At 61.9% G+C, this 19586-nt stretch carries 12 protein-coding genes and 1 other RNA gene; 9 read left to right on the top strand and 4 right to left on the bottom strand.

Going from position 1 to position 19586, the window contains the following annotated elements; genetic code table 11:
- Positions 1-130: 130 nt before the first annotated feature.
- From ABD833_RS07415 to ABD833_RS07400, 4 genes are all read left to right on the top strand, one after another.
- Positions 131-799: a hypothetical protein gene (locus ABD833_RS07415; RefSeq protein ID WP_345072027.1), complete on the top strand. Its 669-nt coding sequence runs from the start codon at positions 131-133 to the stop codon at positions 797-799.
- Between the two features lie 132 nt (positions 800-931).
- Positions 932-1579 (top strand): carboxypeptidase-like regulatory domain-containing protein, encoded by a 648-nt coding sequence (locus ABD833_RS07410; RefSeq protein WP_345072026.1) that lies wholly within the window; start codon positions 932-934, stop codon positions 1577-1579.
- Between the two features lie 76 nt (positions 1580-1655).
- The gene (uvsE, locus tag ABD833_RS07405; RefSeq protein WP_345072024.1) at positions 1656-2570 is read left to right on the top strand and encodes a UV DNA damage repair endonuclease UvsE; all 915 of its coding nucleotides are present in this window, start codon (positions 1656-1658) and stop codon (positions 2568-2570) included.
- A gap of 36 nt (positions 2571-2606) precedes the next feature.
- The gene (locus tag ABD833_RS07400) at positions 2607-2969 is read left to right on the top strand and encodes a hypothetical protein (RefSeq protein WP_345072022.1); all 363 of its coding nucleotides are present in this window, start codon (positions 2607-2609) and stop codon (positions 2967-2969) included.
- 192 nt (positions 2970-3161) lie between these two features.
- Here the strand turns inward: ABD833_RS07400 and fbaA are convergent, their stop codons facing one another.
- Positions 3162-4247, bottom strand: a complete 1086-nt coding sequence (fbaA, locus tag ABD833_RS07395) for a class II fructose-bisphosphate aldolase (RefSeq protein ID WP_345072020.1) — start codon at positions 4245-4247, stop codon at positions 3162-3164.
- Between the two features lie 314 nt (positions 4248-4561).
- Positions 4562-7300 carry an alpha-L-rhamnosidase-related protein gene (locus ABD833_RS07390; RefSeq protein WP_345072018.1) on the bottom strand — a complete coding sequence of 913 codons (2739 nt, stop codon included), beginning with the start codon at positions 7298-7300 and terminating at the stop codon, positions 4562-4564.
- Between the two features lie 300 nt (positions 7301-7600).
- Between ABD833_RS07390 and ABD833_RS07385 the strand changes: the two genes are divergently transcribed.
- Entirely contained in the window at positions 7601-8527 is a 927-nt protein-coding gene (locus ABD833_RS07385) for an alpha/beta fold hydrolase (RefSeq protein ID WP_345072017.1), read from the top strand.
- Positions 8528-8608: 81 nt separating this feature from the next.
- Here the strand turns inward: ABD833_RS07385 and ssrA are convergent.
- Together ssrA and ABD833_RS07375 are read right to left on the bottom strand one after the other, a co-directional pair.
- Positions 8609-8979: a transfer-messenger RNA gene (ssrA, locus tag ABD833_RS07380) on the bottom strand.
- Positions 8980-9132: 153 nt separating this feature from the next.
- A complete protein-coding gene (locus tag ABD833_RS07375; RefSeq protein ID WP_345072016.1) occupies positions 9133-11313 on the bottom strand; it encodes a prolyl oligopeptidase family serine peptidase in 2181 nt (726 codons plus the stop codon).
- Between the two features lie 322 nt (positions 11314-11635).
- Between ABD833_RS07375 and dnaX the strand changes: the two genes are divergently transcribed.
- The 4 genes from dnaX to ABD833_RS07355 all read left to right on the top strand — a co-directional run bounded on the left by dnaX (position 11636) and on the right by ABD833_RS07355 (position 19522).
- Positions 11636-13783: a DNA polymerase III subunit gamma/tau gene (gene dnaX, locus ABD833_RS07370; RefSeq protein WP_345072014.1), complete on the top strand. Its 2148-nt coding sequence runs from the start codon at positions 11636-11638 to the stop codon at positions 13781-13783.
- A gap of 371 nt (positions 13784-14154) precedes the next feature.
- Positions 14155-17124 carry a M16 family metallopeptidase gene (locus ABD833_RS07365; RefSeq protein ID WP_345072012.1) on the top strand — a complete coding sequence of 990 codons (2970 nt, stop codon included), beginning with the start codon at positions 14155-14157 and terminating at the stop codon, positions 17122-17124.
- 213 nt (positions 17125-17337) lie between these two features.
- Positions 17338-18603, top strand: coding sequence for an NADP-dependent isocitrate dehydrogenase (icd, locus tag ABD833_RS07360; protein ID WP_345072010.1), 1266 nt, complete (start codon positions 17338-17340; stop codon positions 18601-18603).
- A gap of 469 nt (positions 18604-19072) precedes the next feature.
- A complete protein-coding gene (locus ABD833_RS07355) occupies positions 19073-19522 on the top strand; it encodes a transposase (protein WP_345072009.1) in 450 nt (149 codons plus the stop codon).
- Positions 19523-19586 lie beyond the last annotated feature (64 nt).

Here is a 19586-nt window from a genome sequence, read left to right as displayed (position 1 = left end):
CGTTTCCAACCGGAATCGGGCTTTTTTACGCGGGCAAACCCTACTTATAACCGCACGGCGGCCGGAGCCGTATAGCGGGCATTGTCGGATTTCTATATCCGGCCACTCCTATCTTCTTTTTTTCCTCCCGATGAACAACATCCGTTTGATTCTCCTGAGCGCCGTAGCCGGTGCTCTCACCGTAGCCTCCTGCTCCCAGGACAAAAAAACCGAAACCACCACGGCCATAACGCCGACTGCCGGCGATACGGCCGTAGTGATTGACAACGCGGGCGACATGGAGTATCAGGACCGCGCCGACCGGATTGCCAACCAAATGGCCACCGATCTGAGCCTGACCGATTCGGTGGTCGTAACCAAAGTGCGCACCGTGTACTACAACCGCGCCCGTCGTCTTTCGGATCTGGATAACCAGTATGCTACCGACACGGCCGGCCGCTACGCCGCCGCCCGGGCCGTAAATGCCGAAGCCGACAACGGCCTGCGCACCGCCCTGAACAGCCCCGACAAGTACCGGCAGTACGAAACCAACCGCCTCAGCTACGCTGACACCCGCTACGTGGCCGGCGCCCCGGAAACGGTGGTAGTGGCTACCCCGGCCACGGTGACAACGGTGCGTAACACCGGCCCGCGCAAGGCCGTCAAGAAGCTTGAAAATGACGACGATAACCGCAAAGTGAAATACATGGACGGTTCAAAGCGCAAAGTGAGCAGCGACGGTGACGTTAAAATTAAGCGCGCTGATGGCAGCAAGGTGAAGATCGATGCCGATGGCGAGCGGACGGTAAAGCGGTTCTAAGCCGCACCGTTGGCCTCATTCCTAAGTTCAAGAGCCTGCCCCTGCAACGGAGCAGGCTTTTTTTGGCTCAGTAGTTGGCTACCTTGCAGGCTGCGGCGTTTAGTTTTCCTGATGACTGGTCTATTTTATCTCGTGCGGCGTTCCTGGTTGCCTGTTCTGTGCTCTCTGCTGATTTTCCTGCTGCTGGCGGCCGCCGCTTCGGCGCAGGTACGCGTGACGGGCACCATCTCCACTCTGGCGGGCCGCAAGCCCATTCCGGGCGCCGCCGTGCTGATTCAGGGTACTACCCGGGGCACGGTAGCTAACGAAGAAGGCGATTTTGCCATCGACGTGGCCAACACCGACACCCTGATGTTTCGGGCCGTCGGCTTCAAGCGCCAACGGCTGCCCCTGAACCGCACCGGCCTCTCGCAGATCATCGTTCAGATCTACATGGTGCGCGACAGCGTGCAGCTGGGCGAAGTACGGATTCAGTCCGACCGTCCCGACCGAATCGAGATAAACCGCGCCCTGCGCAACGTGCGCCGGCCTGCGCCTTCCACCAACGTAGTACGGCGCGCCGCGCCGCCCAGGCCTTTGTTTCCGGTCGATACTATTGCCCCCAGGGAGCCCGTTCCGACCCTGGCGAGCCCCATCAGCCTGATTTACGAGCAGTTTTCCCGGGCCGGACAGGAGCGCCGCAAGATGGCGGAGATTCAGGCCGAGCAGAAAGCGCTGGAAGCGGAAAAAGCCCGCCAGAAGTATAACCGCAACTTCAAGAACAACAAAGGCTACGAGTAGAGTGGCAAGTAAGATGACCGTCGATTTTTGGATTCCCCGCTTCACCATCTCCCCTTCGTTCCCGTAAAGCCCGGGTATGAAAATCGGGTATCCCTGCGTCAACGAGTCCCTTACCTGCTCGGCTTCTACCACCTTTCGGCTGGCCTCCTACTCGGCCGAGCGGGTCGAAACGGTAATAGCCAACAACCTGGCGTGCTTGCAGCGCATCCTGGAATACAACGTAGCCCACGGGCTGCACTTTTTTCGCATCGGCTCGGGCATCGTGCCCTTCGGCTCACACCCCATCAACACCTTTCCCTGGCCAACGCGCTTCGCGGCCGAATTCCGGGCCCTTGGGGACTATATTCGGGCTGAAAAGCTGCGCGTATCGCTGCACCCCGACCAGTTTGTGGTGCTGAACTCGCCGAACCCGGATATCGTGCAGCGCAGCATCGCCGAGCTGGAATACCAGGGCACCATGCTCGATCTGATGGAGATGGACTCCACGGCCAAGCTCCAGATTCACGTCGGCGGGCTGTATGGCGACCGGGAAGGGGCCATTGCCCGCTTCATTGCCACCTACCGGGAACTGCCGGAACGCCTGCAACAGCGGCTGGTGATTGAAAACGACGACCGGCTGTTCAGCCTCCAGGATTGTCTGCGGGTGCATGAAGCCGTGGGTATTCCCATCCTGTTCGACAACTTCCACCACGAGTGCCTGAACCACGGCGAGCCGATGGCTGATGCCCTGCGCCTCGCCGCCGCCACCTGGCACCCCACCCGCGACGGCGTGATGATGATGGATTACAGCGCCCAGCAGCCCGGCGAACGGAAAGGCAAGCACACGTCTACCCTGGAAGAAGCGCTGTTCCGGGAGTTTCTGACCCACCTGCACGGCCTCGACGTGGACATTATGCTCGAAATAAAAGACAAGGAAGCCAGCGCCTGCCGCGCCATTGGCGTACTGCGGGAGCTGCAGCTGGTGGCCGCCGAAGCCACTTCCGCCGTTTAATCCCCACCTCTTCCCAACCACCTCTTTCTTTCCCTTATGGCTACTGATTCCTCCGGCACTGACCGCCTCAACGAAACCGTCCGCGCCCTGCAAAACGGCCTGACCGGCCTCCCGCTCAGCGCGGCCATGGACAATACCGAAGCCTGGCAGCAGGAGTTTCTGCAAAGCGGCATTCCCGGCCTGCAGGATATTGCCCGCGAAATCGGCACCCTTCAATCTCTACTTACCGCTGGCAAGCTCAACGGCGCAGCCATCGGCAGCTCGCTCAGCTTGCTGGGCACCCAGACCAACCAGGCCGCCTTCCAGGCTCCGGCCGATCAGCAAGCCGCCCTCCGGTCCCTCGGCGACCTGCTCCTGCGCCTGGCCAGCGAGCTGCAGACCCAGAAGAGCAAAAAGTAGGTTTAGCTTTTCACCAGAAAGCAAAAGTCCCGTTTCCAGGGTTGGAAGCGGGACTTTTACCTGCAAAAAACAACGTCATGCTGAGCGAAGTCGAAGTATCTCGCGGGCTGATGCTGGATTACTCCGCCGACGCTGCCGCGCGGGATGCCTCGGCTGCGCTCGGCATGACGCTCTGTTTTTTCTGACTACCCGTTACGGGCGGCGGTTGATGGCGTTCAGGTCTTCGAAAGCCTGCTTGAGGCGGGTGGCGAAGGTTTCTTCGCCCTTGCGCAGCCATACGCGCGGGTCGTAGTACTTCTTGTTGGGCGAATCGGCCCCGCCGGGGTTGCCGATCTGGCCCTGCAGGAAGCCTTCGTTTTTCACGTAGTAGTCCTTGATGCCCTGCCACAGCGCCCACTGCAGGTCGGTGTCGAGGTTCATCTTGATGGCACCGTAGCCGATGGCCTCGCGGATTTCTTCCTGGCTGGAGCCCGAGCCGCCGTGGAAGACGAAGTCGATGGGCAGGGCCTCGGCGATATTGTGCTTCTGGCGCAGGAACTCCTGGGAGTTGTGCAGAATCCGGGGCTCCAGCTTCACGTTGCCGGGCTTGTACACGCCGTGCACGTTGCCGAAAGCGGCGGCAATGGTGAAGCGGTTGCTTACCTCGCTGAGCTGCTCGTAGGCGTAGGCCACTTCCTCGGGCTGGGTGTAGAGCTTGCTGGAGTCCACGTCGGAGTTGTCCACGCCGTCTTCTTCGCCGCCGGTCACGCCCAGCTCGATTTCCAGCGTCATGCCGATTTTGGCCATGCGCTCCAGGTAGCGCTTGCAGATTTCGATGTTCTCCTCAATCGGCTCCTCCGACAGGTCGAGCATGTGGGAGCTGTACAGCGGCTGGCCGTACTGGGCGAAGTGCTTTTCGCCGGCATCGAGCAACCCATCAATCCAGGGCAGCAGCTTTTTGGCGGCGTGGTCGGTGTGCAGAATCACGGGCACGTTGTAGAGCCCGGCCATCAGGTGCACGTGGTGGGCGCCCGAAATAGCGCCGGCAATGCTGGCCTGCTGCTTGTCGTTGGCAATCGACTTACCGGCGAAGAACTGCGCCCCGCCGTTGGAGAACTGGATAATCACCGGCGAGTTGATGGCGGCAGCCGTTTCCAGCACGGCGTTTACCGTGTTGCTGCCCGTCACGTTGACGGCCGGCAGCGCAAAGGCGTTGGTCTTGGCGTGCTGAAACAGGGATTGTACTTCGTCGCCGTGCAGGACGCCGGCGCGCAGGCCGGTAAGAGTTGGTGCTGACATAGGAGGGAATGAAAGTGGATTCAGAAAACGAAATTGGAGTTTATCGGCCAGAGTGCAAGCGCCGCCGCCCAGATAGTGGCCGTCAACCGCCGGTTGCGGCCCCGAAGGTACGGATGCGAGAAATACAGTCTGTCATCTGTCATCCTGAGTTTGCGAAGGACCTTCCTCTGATAAGCAGAAAACCTCTTTAATTGAGCAAGGCCCTTTTCTGCCGGGTGCGAAAAAGGGCTTTGGCCATTCATAAGGGCTCAGCAATTGGCAAGAGGAAGGTTCTTCCTTCCGCTTCGCTGCACTCAGGATGACAACTGCCTCCCCTACTCCACCCTGGTCACGCGCAGGTGGTCGAGCATGGCCTGGTTCACGGCGCCGTTCATGTTTTCGTTGGCCGCTTCGAAAGTGAGCAGCAGCGTCTGGGAGCCTTTTTCCAGCCGGGCCAGAATCGGGTTCGTGAAGCCCCAGTCCGACCACTCGTCCACCCCGCGCTGGGGCAGCACTACGGTGCCCAGCGGCTCGGCGCCCCGGCGCAGCGTCCGCAGGGCGCACTTGTTGCTGGTGTTGATGGGGCCGTTGCCGTTGGCGTAGCGGAAGTCCAGGGCGTAGAGGCCGGCCGCGGGCACCTGCACCTTGATGCTGATGGTGCGGTTCACGGTTTTGCTGATTTCCACGAAGCCCTTGCCGGTATAGCCCTGGTAGGGTTTGGCCGATTTGGGCGTGGCCGTTTCCAGCTCGTAGGTGCGGCGGAATTTATTGGCTTCTACGGGCAGCGGCTCACTGGCAAAGCCATCGAAGCCCTGCGCATCCACGGCCAGCACCTGGTATTCGGTGTAGGCGGTGGGCGTCGACACGGCGTAGGCTGGTTCGGTGGTGCGGGCGGCAAACTGGCCGTTGCGCAGCACCTGGTAGGCTTGGGCCCCTTCCACGGCGGGCCAGCTGAGGCGGCCGCCGGCGTAGCTTACGGCGGGCGTCATGGGGGCCACGTGGTGCGGCACTTTGTTCTGAGCAGAGGATCCGAACTTGTCGCCGGGCAGTTCGATGCGCACGTCGTGGGGACCGGTGAGGGTGGCGGGCAGGGTGGCATCGGGCAGGGGCTGGCCGTCGAGGGTGATGCGGCGGATGCCCTGACCGAAGCCCACCATTTCGATGCTGAGCACGGCGCCCCGGTAGCGGAAGCCGGTGAGCTTGCGCGTGCCCCCCAGCGCCTGGGGCACGAAGGGCCGGAACGTGAGGTGGTCGGCCTGGAAATCCATCCCAAACAGGCCCTTATACACCAGCCCCAGCGTACCCGACAGGCTCCAAAGCATGTTGCTGCTGTTCACCTGCGTGCCGGCGAAGTCGCCGTTGGAGGCCACGAAGTTTTCCTTGTCGGTCAGGAACATGGCCGCCGGCCGGGCCACGGCCATCAGGCTTTCCATAAACGCGGTTTCGTTGCCGGCTTTGGCGGCGGCCAGCCCCCAGTAGCTCTGCACGAAGGGCCATACGGCGTTGTTGTGGTAGGGTGGAATGCCGGCAATCTGCGGGTAGATGCAGGGAATGCCGTAGTCCATGACGGGCGTGCGGGCCACCACCTGCTGAGACCGGCTGCCCTCGGCAATGCCGAAGAGCACCGTAAGGGCCTCGCCCAGCGCCTCGGCTTTGGGCGAAAGCACCGGGAACGTGCGGCCGTAGCGGTACTGGCCGTAATAGCCCTGCTCTTCCAGCCACAGGTAGCGGTTGATGCCAGCTTTGATCCGGTCGGCGCGGGCCTGGGCCATACGGGCCACGGCGGCCTCGCCCAGCTGCTCGGCCATCAGGGCCAGCACGCGGTTGCCCTGGTAGTGGGCGGCGTTGGTGCCCAGGCTTTCGCTCTGGTAGATGTCCGCCGGCTGCATCCACTTGGGGTAGGTCTGCTCGCGCCAGTCCAGAAACGACGACTCGCCCCGCACCATGCCGGTGGTGGCGTCGTAAGCGTTCAGCTCGTCGTCGTCAATGGAGGCTTTGATGATCGGGTAAGCTTTGCGCAGCCAGTCCTCGTCGCCGGTGGCCGTATAGATTTCCCAGGCCGCGGTGGCCCAGATGATGCGGTCGGTGGAGCACGGGTAGGCGCCGCCGGTGCCGGTGTCCTGAATGATGCGGCCATCCGGGCTCACCTTGCGCAGCAGGCTGGTTTTGGCTGCTTCGGGCTGCAGCAGCGCCTGGGAGAGAATAATGCTGTAGCTGATGTCGCGGGTCCAGACGCCGGCCCACTCCTGACCGGTCCGGAAGGTGCCATCGGGTTCCACGGCCCGCCTGGCTTCTTCCAGCGCCAGGTTATAGAGCGCGTCCAGCATCGGGTAGTCCGACGTCAGCTGGGGCAGGGCCGATACGTCAAGGCTTTGCTGCCACGTTCCGGCGGTGGTTTTTACGTCGGAGTGGGCGTTGAGCACGATGGTGGCCTCGTAGATGCCGTCGCCGTCGGCGTCCAGCAGCTCCAGCTGGGGCTTGTTGATCAGGTTGTCGAAATCCCAGCTCAGCGGCGTGGTGTTGCCGGCCACGAACACGTGCTTCAGGTCGTCCTTGTAGAGCTTCTGGCCGTTGTAGAGCGGATAAAAGCCCTGCTTCCGGAATGCGGCCAGCACGGGACGCAGGTCCAACCGGATTTTGAGCGGCGTGTTCGGAGCCAGGTAAGTGTTGGCCGGCACCGGGGTTTGGTCCACGTACTGCTGCCCGAACACGATAACCGGCGTTTCGAGCGGCTGCCCGGCTTTGGGCACGGCAATAAACACGTGGTCCTGGCCGGGCTGCATTTCATTGTCCTTGCCGTTGAGGCTGAACTTGAAGCTCACCTGCGGGCTCTGAAACGCGTTGGCCGGGCTCCGGTAGTTCGACGTCAGCTCGGTGCGCGACCGGGCGCGGGCCACGTACCGGCCCTGCACGATACTGTCGCGGTACATGGAGTAGGCCGCTGACTGCCAGACCAGCGGCGCAGGCGTAATTGACGAGGCAGAAGCGGTAGCAGCGGGCATTTTCTGGGTCTGGCAAGCGGTCAGAAACGAGCAGGCCAGCAGCAGGCCGGCGGAAAAACGGGAGACGTCCATAAGGGCAGGGCCAGCAGCATTACCCGGGGCCGGATGCGGACCGGGAGCAGCTGGCGGGGAAAGGAGAAGCCCGAAAATAAGCGTTCCGGTTTTAATCGGCTTCTCCCCGCCGCCGGAAGCTCAACCAGCCCCGGTCTTCTCCCGGCCGCAGGTCGGGATGGTGCCACGACTTTTTGGTCGTGGTACCACTATCGTCGCTGATGCGTAGATGCCGTTTAACGATAGGTCAACGATAGTGGTACCACGACCAAAAAGTCGTGGCACCACGCCACTACCGCTTCCAACTAACCTTCCTCACCCATGAATATGCACTACCTCCGCCGCGGCACCGGCCGCCCTCTGCTTCTCGTTCACGGCATCGGCGGCAGCCTGGGCTCCTGGAACACCATCATCGACGCCCTAGCCGCGGAGCGCGACGTTATTGCCGTCGACTTGCCCGGCCACGGCAAAACGCCGCCGCTGCCCGGCGAAAACTCCATCGGCACCCTCGCCGACGCGCTGACCGCTTTTCTCACCACCCACGATTTGCTCGGCACCGACGCGGTGGGCAGCTCCATGGGGGGCCGGCTGGTGCTGGAGCTGGCCCGGCGCGGCGGCGTGCTCGGCGCCGTCGTTTCCCTGAACCCCGGCGGCTTCTGGCAGGGCTGGGAAATTCCGGTTTTCTACCACTCCGTAGCCATTTCCCAGAAGCTTGTGAAGGCATTGCAGCCCGTGATGCCCGCTATTGCCGGCTCGGCCGTGGGGCGCACGGTGCTGCTGCCCCAGTTTTCGGCCCAGCCCTGGGCCATCGATTCGCAGCAGGCCATCGATGAAATGCACACGTTTGCCAACACCCCCGTTTTCGAGGAATTGCTCGACCGGCTGGCCCACGGCGAAGTACAGAAGGCCGCGCCCCAAGGCAGCATCACGGAGCCTTTGGTGATTGGCTGGGGCCGCCAGGACCGGGTGTGCCTACCCGGCCAGGCCAGGCTGGCGCTGGAGAAATTCCCCGATGCCCGCCTCTACTGGTTTGAAAACTGCGGCCACTTCCCCCAGTGGGACCAGCCCGGGGAAGCTACGCGCCTGATTCTGGCGGCCACCAGTCGCCACGCCTTCACCGACGAATCGATTGCCCGGCGCAAGTCAGCCAAGGATTCTGCCCCGGCCGTGCCTAAGGCCGCAGTAATCGGGGGCGTGCTGGCGCTGCTGGCGGGTGGAGTCTGGCTGCTGGCGAGTCGGCGGAAGTAGTCCTGATTACAGACGGGAAACCATAAAAAAAGCCCCGAATCATCCGATTCGGGGCTTTTTTGGGGATGTTTGCGAAGCAAACTGTGGAGCTGCAGGGATTCGAACCCTGGTCCAGACAAGGAAACCGACGAGCCTTCTACGTGCGTATCTACGCTTGGATTTTCGTGGTAGTCCGGGCGCGCATCAGGCCCGTAGACTCCCCTTAGATGCAGTTGGTTTTCGCCCCGAAGTCACACCTCCTTCGAAACTATCTTCTACTTACGACGCCCCGTGCTCACCCGTGTAAAAGAAAACGGATGCGGGACGATGACATTACTTAGTACCTAGACTAAGCAGCCATGGCGTAGCTATACTCGCCAGTTATTGTTCGGACGAATTGTTAACGAGTGGTTCGCCCAACACTCGGCACGCTTACTCGCGACCTGCGCAAGCTGTCAATTCCGGTCAGCCCCAAATGGTAAAGAACGATGCCCGCCACAAGTAGCGGGGTGCGAATGTACGCACATCAGGAGGAAAACGTTGGCGGACCCCGAAAATGTTCCGGCTGGTGAGGTGCCGGCTAACGTAAATGCCGGGCATCGACCGGCATCCTACCACCCGGCAGGCTATTTCGCAACCGCCAGTTTTGGCCGGAAGGCCGGGGCTCCCGTTTGCCACAGGCCGAAAGCCAGCAGGTCGGCCATGCTTTCAAACTGCTTCTGCTTGGAGTCGCCGATGCCGTGGCCGGCTTCGTAGTCGGTGAAGAACAGGACGGGCTTACCCGAGGTGGTGCTGGCCTGCAGGCGGGCGGCAAACTTGGCCGGCTGCCAGGCAATGACGCGCGGGTCGTTCATGCCGGCCGTGATGAGCGTGGCGGGGTAGTTGGTGCCCGGCTTCACATGCAGGTAAGCATCCATCTCCAGCAGGGCCTTGCACTCATCTTCCTTCTGCACCGTGCCGAACTCGGGCGCATTCACGGGGCCATTGGGCGAGTTTTCCATCCGGACAGCGTTCAGGCAGCCCACTTCCGGAATAGCCGCCGCAAACAGATCGGGCCGCTCGGTCAGGGCCCGGCCGATAAGGATGCCGCCGGCGCTGCCGCCGTTGATGGCAATGCGGCCGGGCGCGGTATACTCGTTTTTCACCAGGTACTCGGCGCAGGCAATGAGGTCTTTCCAGGTGTTGGGCTTGGTCATTTTCTGCCCGGCTTTGTGCCAGGCCTCGCCCAGCTCGCCGCCCCCGCGCACGTGGGGCACGGCCAGCACGCCGCCCTGCTGGGTCCAGAGCAGGTAAGCCGGGGAGAAAAACGGATTCATGGAAATGGAATAGGCCCCGTAGCCAAACATCAGCGTCGGCGCGGTACCGTCGTGGGGGGTGCCTTCCTTGTAGATCAACGACAACGGCACCAGTACGCCATCGTGCGAGGGCACCATCAATTCCTCCACCGTGAGGTTGTCGAATTCAGGGTACTGGGCCTCCGACGACAGTGGCTCCGGGGTGAATTTCTTCGTGGCGGCAGTGTAGCGGTAGCGTTTGCGGTCGGCCGTCCAGCCCACCGGCGTCACCCACAGGTCCGGCGAACCGGCATTTTTGGCCTGCAGCATCAGGCTGCCCGCCGGCTGGGGTAGGGCAATATGCTTCATCTTGTTGGTGCCCTTGGCCACGAAGTACAGCTTGGCTTCCACCCCATTCCGGGTCCGCACGAAGTACAGACCGTCTTTGGTAGTCCGCAGCTGCTCTACGTCCAGGGCCTCGTCGGGGCTTTCGGGTACCAGCGTTTCGGCGGTGGCCACGTTGGGCCGGGCCACGGGCATCCGCATGATTTTCTGGCGGGGTGAGTTCTTCGACGTGGTGAAGTAGATGTACTGGTCGTCGGTGGCGAGGGCGGTGACTTCCTGCGCCGGCTTGAAAAGCGGCTGCCAGGCTATTCTGGGCTTTGCCAGTTCGGCCACCGGGGCGTAGTAGGCGTGCAGGTAGCGCTCCACGGTGCTGATAAAGCCGTACAGGAGCCTGGTGTCCCGGTCGTACCCGGCGTAGGGATAGTCAGCGGGCTTGATGTTCAGCGCCGGGTAGAGTCGGGCCGAAAACACGGGCCGGTCCTGGCTTGCCGGCGTGCCGACGCGGTGCATCAGCGACTGGGTGTTGAGGCGGGCCGCCGGGTCCTTCACGTCGCGGCCGTTGAGGGGCAGGTAGGTAAAGCTGTTGCCATCGGGCAGCCACTCGCCGGCCCCCCACGTATTCTCAATCTTCTCCGGATATAGCTTCCTGGTTTTCACCTCCATAATCCGCAGCGTGCCCACCTCGGCCCCCATCTCGCTGATTTCGAAAGCCACCCTGGAGCCGTCGTAAGAGGGCGAGAAGCTGCCGATGGTGTACGTCTTACCCGGCTCAAACGTCTCCGGGTCGAAGAGCAGCACCTCCGTCCCCCGGTAACCGCTCCGGCAGTATAGCTTGGGCTGCTGGTCCTGAGGGCGGGTTTTAAAGTAGAAATACCGGTCGTTGTCGGCCACCTTCAGCCCCCGGACCTGCGCGGCTTTGCGAGCGTCGAACTCCTTCATCTGGTCGATGAGGCCCTGGCGGCCGGGGATGCCGTCGAGGGTCTGGCGGGCATAGTCGGCCTGAGCCCTGATCCAGGTCTGCACGGCCGGGTCAGTCAGGTTTTCCAGGTTGCGGTACGGATCCACCACTTTCACCCCGAAGTAAGTGTTAGTGGCCGGCACTGAGGGCGCCGCCGCCGGATTCGGCTGGGCCTCAGCCGGCAGCCCCAGCAGGCCGGCGGCGCTGAAAAACAGGAAAAGCTTTTTCATGGGCTTAAGAAGTAAGATGAGAAAAATGATCTTGATCCACGGGCTTTAAACCCTGCTTGACAGGCAATCACGCCGGCCCCGGCTGGTTCTGCCCGTCGAATCGTCAGCCCGGCGGCAACCCAGCAGCAAATCCAGATTCTCCAGGCCCTCGGCGGAGTCAGCGGGCCCCGGGCCCAAGGTAAGCTATAAATACTATTTATTATATATATAATTATACAATTACAGATCACGGCTTCTCTCCCGGCAAACAAATTGGTATTCTGCCATCCGTTTTACCAGGCAGATTCGCCCGGGGTATTGCCTATCTTTGTGGTCAGCACTTATGGAGAATTTCGTCGTTTCGGCCCGTAAATACCGTCCTGCCACGTTTCGGAGCGTGGTAGGGCAGCAGCACGTCACTACCACGCTGCAGAACGCCATTACCAGCCAGCATCTGGCCCAGGCCTTCCTGTTTTGCGGCCCCCGGGGCGTGGGCAAAACCACTTGCGCCCGGATTCTGGCCAAGACCATCAACTGCGAGTTCGTGGAGGAGCACGTGCGCCAGGGCCGGCCGGTATCGGAGCTGATCCGCACCCGCCCCGACATCGTGCCCGCCGCCCTGCGGCAGGCCGCTGACCCCGACAATACACCCTTCGAGCTGGAAGCCTGCGGACAGTGCTCGTCGTGCCGGGCCTTCCAGGAAAACGCCTCCTTCAACGTCCACGAGCTCGATGCGGCGTCGAACAACTCGGTGGAAGACATCCGCAGCCTGGTGGAGCAGGTGCGCTACGCCCCCCAGCAGGGCCGCTTCAAGGTGTACATCATCGACGAGGTGCACATGCTCTCGAACGCGGCGTTCAACGCCTTTCTCAAAACGCTGGAAGAGCCGCCGGCCTACGCCATCTTCATCCTGGCCACTACCGAGCGGCACAAGATCATCCCCACGATTCTGTCGCGCTGCCAGATTTTCGACTTCAACCGGATTCGGGTCGACGACATTCGCGGGCACCTGCGCTACGTGGCCACCCAGGAGAAAATCGGGGCCGAAGACGACGCGCTGCACCTGCTGGCCCAGAAAGCCGACGGCGGCCTGCGCGACGCGCTGAGCATGTTCGACCAGATGGTGACCTTTTCGGGCCATAACCTGACCTACAAGGACGTCATCCAGAACCTGCACGTACTCGACTACGAGTACTACTTCCGGCTGATTGACGCCCTGCTGACCGAAAACCTGTCGCAGACGTTGCTGCTGCTCGATGAGGTGATGCAGAACGGCTTCGACCTGCACAACTTCGTGGTGGGCGCGGCCGAGCACCTGCGCGGACTGCTGGTGTGCAAAGACCCGATTACGGTGCAGCTGCTGGAAGTGTCGGACGGCATCCGGGCCAGATATGTGCAGCAGGCCCAGGCCGCCCCGCTGGCCTTTCTGCTCTCGGCCCTGAACCTGGTCAGCCAATGCGACCGGGATTTTAAGCAGGCCAAAAACCAGCGCCTGCACGTCGAGCTGATGCTCATGAAGCTGGCCTACCTCAACGGAGCGGTGCAGTTTGCCCGCGACCTAAGCGCCGGCCCCGCCGCCTCGACCAGCAACGGCGAGGCTAAAAAAAAAACTAGTGTAACGCCGGCCGCCACCCCGGCCCCGGTTTCAAACGGCCTGCTCCGTACCACTGGCACCGCCGAAGCGCCGACAGCTTACCACCCGGCTTCGAATACCGCGCCGCCAGCACCAGCCAACACCCAAAAACCAGCACCCAAAAACCAATCAGCCCCCGCCGACCCGGAGCCTATCGTGCCCATCGAAAATGGCGTGGAGGAGCTGCACGCGACGCCGAGCATTGAAGACGAAGCCAGCACGGAAGTGCCCACCACCCGCCAGCTGCGCGACACGGTGCCCCACGTGGAAATCGGGCGGCCCAGCATTGCCGGGCACGAGCCGGGCCAGCCGGCGGTAACGGCCGCCCCCCTGCCCCCGCCCCGCCCCAGCCTGGCGGCTCCCAAGCCGCTTGGCCTGGGCACCAAGCTGCCGGGTCTGGGCAGCCTCAGGGAAATGCAGGCCCAGCGCGAGCAGGAAGCGGCGGCCAACAAAGCCCCCGTGGAAGCCGAGCTCAGCGGCCCGGTCACCGGCCTGCCGGCGGTCGACCCGGCCCTGCTGCAGCGGGTGTGGAGTGAAATAACGGAGGAGCGCAAGCCGAACAGCCTGAGCGAATACACCATTCTGAACCGCGCGTTTCAGGCCAACGAGCAGCACCTGATTGTGCTCCGCGTCGACAATCCGATTCAGGAAGACCAGTTCAACGAGTTCCGGGCCGGCTTCCTGGGTGAGCTGCGCCGCCGCACCGGCTACCCCCGCCTCAACGTGCAGGCCGAAGTGGTGGAGCGGGTCGACACCGGCCGCAAGCTCTACACCTCTTCCGACAAGCTGGAGTACCTGATGGAGAAATTCCCCATGCTCTCTGTCATGAAGCAGCAGCTGGGCCTGGACACCGATTAAACCCCGGATTCGGGCGGCCTGGATGGATTCCGGACTGACTTCGATGGCTGAAACCAGTGTTGGCGGATGGCCAAAGAATGCGTCGGTCCCGCTGAGCGAAGCCGCGGCAGCTCGCGGGCTGATGTTAAGTTAGTAATCCAGTGTCAGCACGCGAGCTGCCGCGGCTTCGCTCAGCAAAACGGTCTTACCGGGGAAGCCGGTGCTTCGTTTAAAAGCCCTCCTTTGGGGGACTTTCTGCTTTCCATAAAGAAAAATTTCCACTTCGCGCCGAATCAGGGGTCCAACGGGGCGGGCCGCGCTTTTTATTCCAATACCAGCCGCCTATCTTTGATCCTTATTGCCTTGCCCTGAATACCGCGCCGGAACATCCCGTGAAAAAATCCTTTCTGCTTCTATTTCCGGCGTTGGCAGTATTGAGCCTTACCCAGTGTCAGACCAGCAAACCCGCGGTTTCGACCACCACTGCGCCCCCGGCAACCGCCGCCGTGCCCGCTCAACCCAGGGCATACACGTACGAAACTGTTGCCGGCGACCCGCTCAAGGCCCGCATCTACACGCTCGATAACGGCCTGACGGTCTACCTCTCGGACTACAAGGATGCCCCGCGCATTCAGACCTATCTGGCCGTACGGGCCGGCTCCAAGAACGACCCGAGTACCGCCACCGGCCTGGCCCACTACCTCGAGCACATCGTGTTCAAGGGTACCTCCCGGCTGGGCACCCAGAACTGGGCCGCCGAAAAGCCCGAGCTCGACAAGATTGAGGCGCTTTACGAAGTATACCGCACCAAAACCGACCCGGCCGAGCGGAAGCGCCTCTACCACCAGATTGACTCCATCTCGGGCGTGGCGGCCAGATATGCCGTGGCCAACGAGTACGACAAGCTGATGGGCGCTATCGGGGGCAAGGGCTCGAATGCCTACACCTCGGTGGAGCAGACGGTGTACCAGGAGGATATTCCCGCCAATCAGCTCGAGAAGTGGGCCGCCGTGCAGAGTGAGCGGCTGGGCGAGCTGGTGCCGCGCCTGTTCCACACGGAGCTGGAAGCGGTGTACGAGGAGAAAAACCGGGGCCTCGACAACGACTTCAGCAAGGAGTACGAGGCCCTGAATCGCAGTCTGTACCCGACTCACCCCTACGGCACGCAGACGACCATCGGCACAATCGAGCACCTGCAGAACCCGTCCATCACGGAAATCAAGAAGTACTTCCAACAGTACTACGGGCCCAACAACGTGGCCCTGTGCCTGTCCGGCGACCTGGACTACGACCAGACCATCCGCGTCATCGACCAGTATTTCGGCAAGCTGAAAAGCCAGCCGGTGCCCGCCTTTACGCCCGCCCGGGAAGCGCCCATCACTGCCCCTATTGTGCAGGAAGTGCTGGGGCCGGATGCGGAAAACGTGATGCTGGGCTTCCGCTTTCCCGGCACCACCACCCACGAGGCGCTGCTGGTGCGCATGACCGACAAGATTTTGACCAACGGCCAGGCCGGGCTGATTGACCTGAACCTGAACCAGCAGCAGAAAGTACTGCAGGCCACCAGCTTCGCCGACATCAACAACGACTACTCCGCGCACGTACTCTACGGCACCGCCCGCCAGGGCCAGAGCCTGCCGCAGGTGCGCGACCTGCTGCTGGCCCAGCTCGGGGAAATCAAAAAAGGCAACTTCCCCGACTGGCTCATTCCGGCCATCATCAACAACGAGCAGCTGCAGCGCACCAAAAGCTACGAGAGCAACGAGGCCCGCGCCGGCGCCTTCGTGGCCGCTTTCGTGGCCCGCGAGAACTGGCAGGACTTTCTGGCCCAGTACGACGAGTTCGGTAAGATCACCAAGGCCGAAGTGGTGGCCTTCGCCCAGAAAAGCTACGGCCAGAACTACGCCCTGATCTACAAGCGCACGGGCAAGCAGCTGAACGCCGCCAAAGTGGTAAAGCCCGCCATTACGCCGGTACCGGTGAACCGGGAGGTTTCTTCGGCCTTCTACCAGGAAGTCACGGCGCAGAAAGCCCCCGAGCTGCAGCCGGTTTTTGTCGATTACAAGCAGGACATTCAGGAAGTGAAGCTGGCTTCGGGCGTGCCGGTGTACTACACACGCAACACCGAAAACGGCCTGTTCAACCTCTACTACGTGCTCGACCTGGGCACCAACAACGACCCGCGCCTGGGCCTGGCCGCCGACTACCTGCAGTACCTGGGCACCGATAAGTACACCGCGGCCCAGCTGCAGCAGGAGTTCTACAAGCTCGGCTGCTCCTTCGGCGTGAGCAGCGGCCCCGACCGGGTGTTCGTGAGTCTGAGCGGGCTGGACCAGAACTTCGAGCCGGCGCTGCAGCTGTTCGAAAGCCTGCTGGCCAACCCCAAGCCCGACGCCGCGGCCCTGAAAAACATGGTGGCCGGCACGCTCAAGGCCCGGAAGGACGCCAAGCTCAACAAGCAGGTGATTCTGAGCCAGGGCTTGGTGAACTACGCCAAGTACGGCCCCAAAAACCCGTTCACCAGCCAGCTTTCGGAAAAGCAGCTGCTGGCCCTGAAACCTACGGACCTCACGGCCCTGACCAAAAAGCTCACCAGCTACCAGCACCGCGTGCTATACTATGGGCCACGTCCGGCTGATGGCTTGGCGACTGTTCTTAACCCTAACCACCGCGTACCCGCCAAGCTCACGCCCGTTCCCGCCGACAAGGATTTCGTGGAGCAACCCATCAACTCCCGCAAGGTCTATTGGGTGGACTACAACATGGTGCAGGCCGAAATCCTGTTCCTGACCAAGGGCGACCTGTACGATAAAAACCTGGTGCCCACCACTAGCCTCTACAACGAGTACTTCGGCGGCAGCATGGGCAGCATCGTGTTCCAGGAGCTGCGCGAGTCCAAGGCCCTGGCCTATGCCGTGTCGTCGAGCTACGCCAATGCCGGCAAGCTGGGGCGCTCCAACTACATCCTGTCCTACATCGGGGCGCAGAGTGATAAGGTGCCCGAGGCCATGGCCGGCATGACGGCCCTGCTCACCAACATGCCCGTGGCCGAAGCCAACCTGCAGATTGCCAAGGACGCCATCCGCAACAGTATCGCCACCGAGCGCATCACCAAGTCCGATATCCTCTTCAGCTACGAGCGCGCCAAGCGTCTGGGCCTCGACTACGACCTGCGCCGCGACGTGTACGAGCAAACCCCGAACCTGACCTTCGCCCAGCTCAGCCAGTTTCAGCAAGCCAAAATAAAGGGCCAGAACCAGACCATTCTGGTCATCGGCTCCAAAGACCGCCTCAACTTCAAGGAGCTGGCCAAGTACGGCCAGCTCCGGCAACTCACGCTGAAAGAGATTTTCGGCTACTGACATGTTCAACGAAAGCCTCACCCCCTAGCCCCCTCTCCCAAGGAGAGGAGGAACTAGCCTTAGAAAACTAGAAAAACTACTTCTAGAAAACGCTAGAGCTAGTTCCCCTCTCCTTGGGAGAGGGGCTAGGGGTGAGGCCCCGCCCGAACATCCTTCCATAAAATCAATCCAAACACTAATAACTGTCAACTAACCACTGGCAACTTTTTAACAATGGCAGAACAGAAAATCACCATCCGGAACGGCAAGCTGAACGTGCCGAATACGCCTATCATCCCTTTCATTGAGGGCGACGGTACGGGGCCCGACATCTGGGCCGCTTCCGTGCGCGTGTTCGATGCCGCCGTGGCTAAAGCCTACAATGGTGAGCGGAAGCTGATGTGGAAAGAGGTGCTGGCTGGTGAGAAGTCCTTCAAGCAATCCGGCAACTGGCTGCCCAACGAAACCCTCGAGGCCTTCCGCGAATACCTCGTGGGCATCAAAGGCCCCCTGACCACGCCCGTAGGCGGCGGCATCCGGAGCCTGAACGTGGCCCTGCGTCAGGAGCTGGATCTGTACGCCTGCCTGCGCCCCGTGCGCTGGTTCGAAGGCGTGCCTTCGCCCGTGAAGCGCCCCGACCTGACCGACATGGTGATCTTCCGCGAAAACACCGAGGACATCTACGCCGGCATCGAGTACATGAACGGCACGCCCCAGGCCCAGAAAATGCTCGAATTCCTGCAGGACGAGATGGGCGTGAAGAAAATCCGCTTCCCCGAGTCGTCCTCGTTCGGCATCAAGCCGGTGAGCAAGGAAGGCACCGAGCGCCTGATCCGGGCCGCCATTCAGTATGCGCTGCTGCACAAGAAGCCGTCGGTGACCATCGTGCACAAGGGCAACATCATGAAGTTCACCGAGGGGGCCTTCAAAACCTGGGGCTACGAGCTGGCTGAGCGCGAGTTCGGCGACAAAGTATACACCTGGAGCCAGTACGACCGCACCCTGGCCAAGCAGGGCCAGGAAGTGGCCGACGCCCAGCAGAAAGCGGCCCTCGACGGCGGCAAGCTGCTCATCAAGGACAGCATCGCCGATGCCTTTTTGCAGCAGATCCTGCTCCGCCCTTCCGAGTACTCGGTGGTAGCCACCCTGAACCTGAACGGCGACTACATCTCCGACGCGCTGGCTGCCATCGTGGGCGGTATCGGCATCGCGCCGGGCGCCAACATCAACTACCTCACCGGCCACGCCATCTTCGAGGCCACCCACGGCACGGCGCCCAAGTACGCCAACCAGGACAAGGTGAACCCCGGCTCGGTGATTCTGTCGGGGGCCATGATGCTCGAGCACCTGGGCTGGCAGGAAGCGGCCGACCTGATCTACAAAGGCATCGAAGCCGCCATTGCCGCCAAGCGCGTCACCTACGACTTCGAGCGCCAGATGGAAGGCGCCACGCTGCTGAAATGCTCGGAATTTGGGGATGAGGTTATTACCCGGATGTAGTAGCTTGGCCGTAGCCAAATAACAAACCCCGCGTTGGCTTCGGCCGGCGCGGGGTTTTATGTTTTCCGCAGTTTCGTTTCGCCGTCGCTCGGCTATGCCGAGTGACGACTACGCTTTGAGCAGCTGTGCTGCGAATCCGCCCGCGCCGTTCGAACATCCCGCCCTAGCAGCGTGGGACGCTCGCGGCAAAGCCGCTCCGGCGTAGTCGTCACTCGGCACAGCCGAGCGACGGCGCAGTGCTTATATTCCTGGTGGATACCACTATTTCCCCCCGCCGTCGCTCGGCTATGCCGAGTGACAACTACGCTTTGAGCAGCTGCGCTGCGAATCCGCCCGCGCCGTTCGAACATCCCGCCCTAGCAGCGTGGGACGCTCGCGGCAAAGCCGCTCCGGCGTAGTCGTTACTCGGCACAGCCGAGCGACGGCGCAGTGCTTATATTCCGGGCGGCTACCACTATTTCCTATTCCGATGTCGGAGCTGCGCAAAACGTACCCGGATGGTTTATTTTTCCTGACCCTGACCGTGATGGGCTGGGTAGACGTGTTTATCCGGCCGCGCTACGCCGAAATCATGGTAGAAAGCCTGCGCTACTGCCAGCAGCACAAGGGCCTGGAGCTGTATGCCTACGTGATTATGAGCAGCCACGTCCACCTGATTGCTGCCCGCCAACTGCTCAAAGCCGTTGCCGAAGACGAGCATGAAAGCCGCCGCGAATGGATGATGCGCCTGTTTGCCTACTACGCCCGGCCCCACCGCCAGAACGAAGCGTACATGTTCTGGCAGAAAACTAACTATCCCGTCCCGCTGCACACGCCCGCCGTTACGCAGCAGAAGGCGGATTACATGCACAACAACCCCGTGGCCGCCGGCCTGGTCACGGCCCCCGAACATTATCCGCTGAGCAGCGCCTGCTATTAGACTTGATTCGGAAAAGGGTGCTAAGTTAACTCGTGCGAGGCAGCCGTAACTTTGGGGATGGATT

The sequence above is a fragment of the Hymenobacter fastidiosus genome (genome assembly GCF_039539565.1).
GTDB classification, from domain to species: domain Bacteria; phylum Bacteroidota; class Bacteroidia; order Cytophagales; family Hymenobacteraceae; genus Hymenobacter; species Hymenobacter fastidiosus.
Note: the sequence above shows the minus strand (reverse complement) of the source record. Positions and strands in the feature narration are given on the sequence as shown.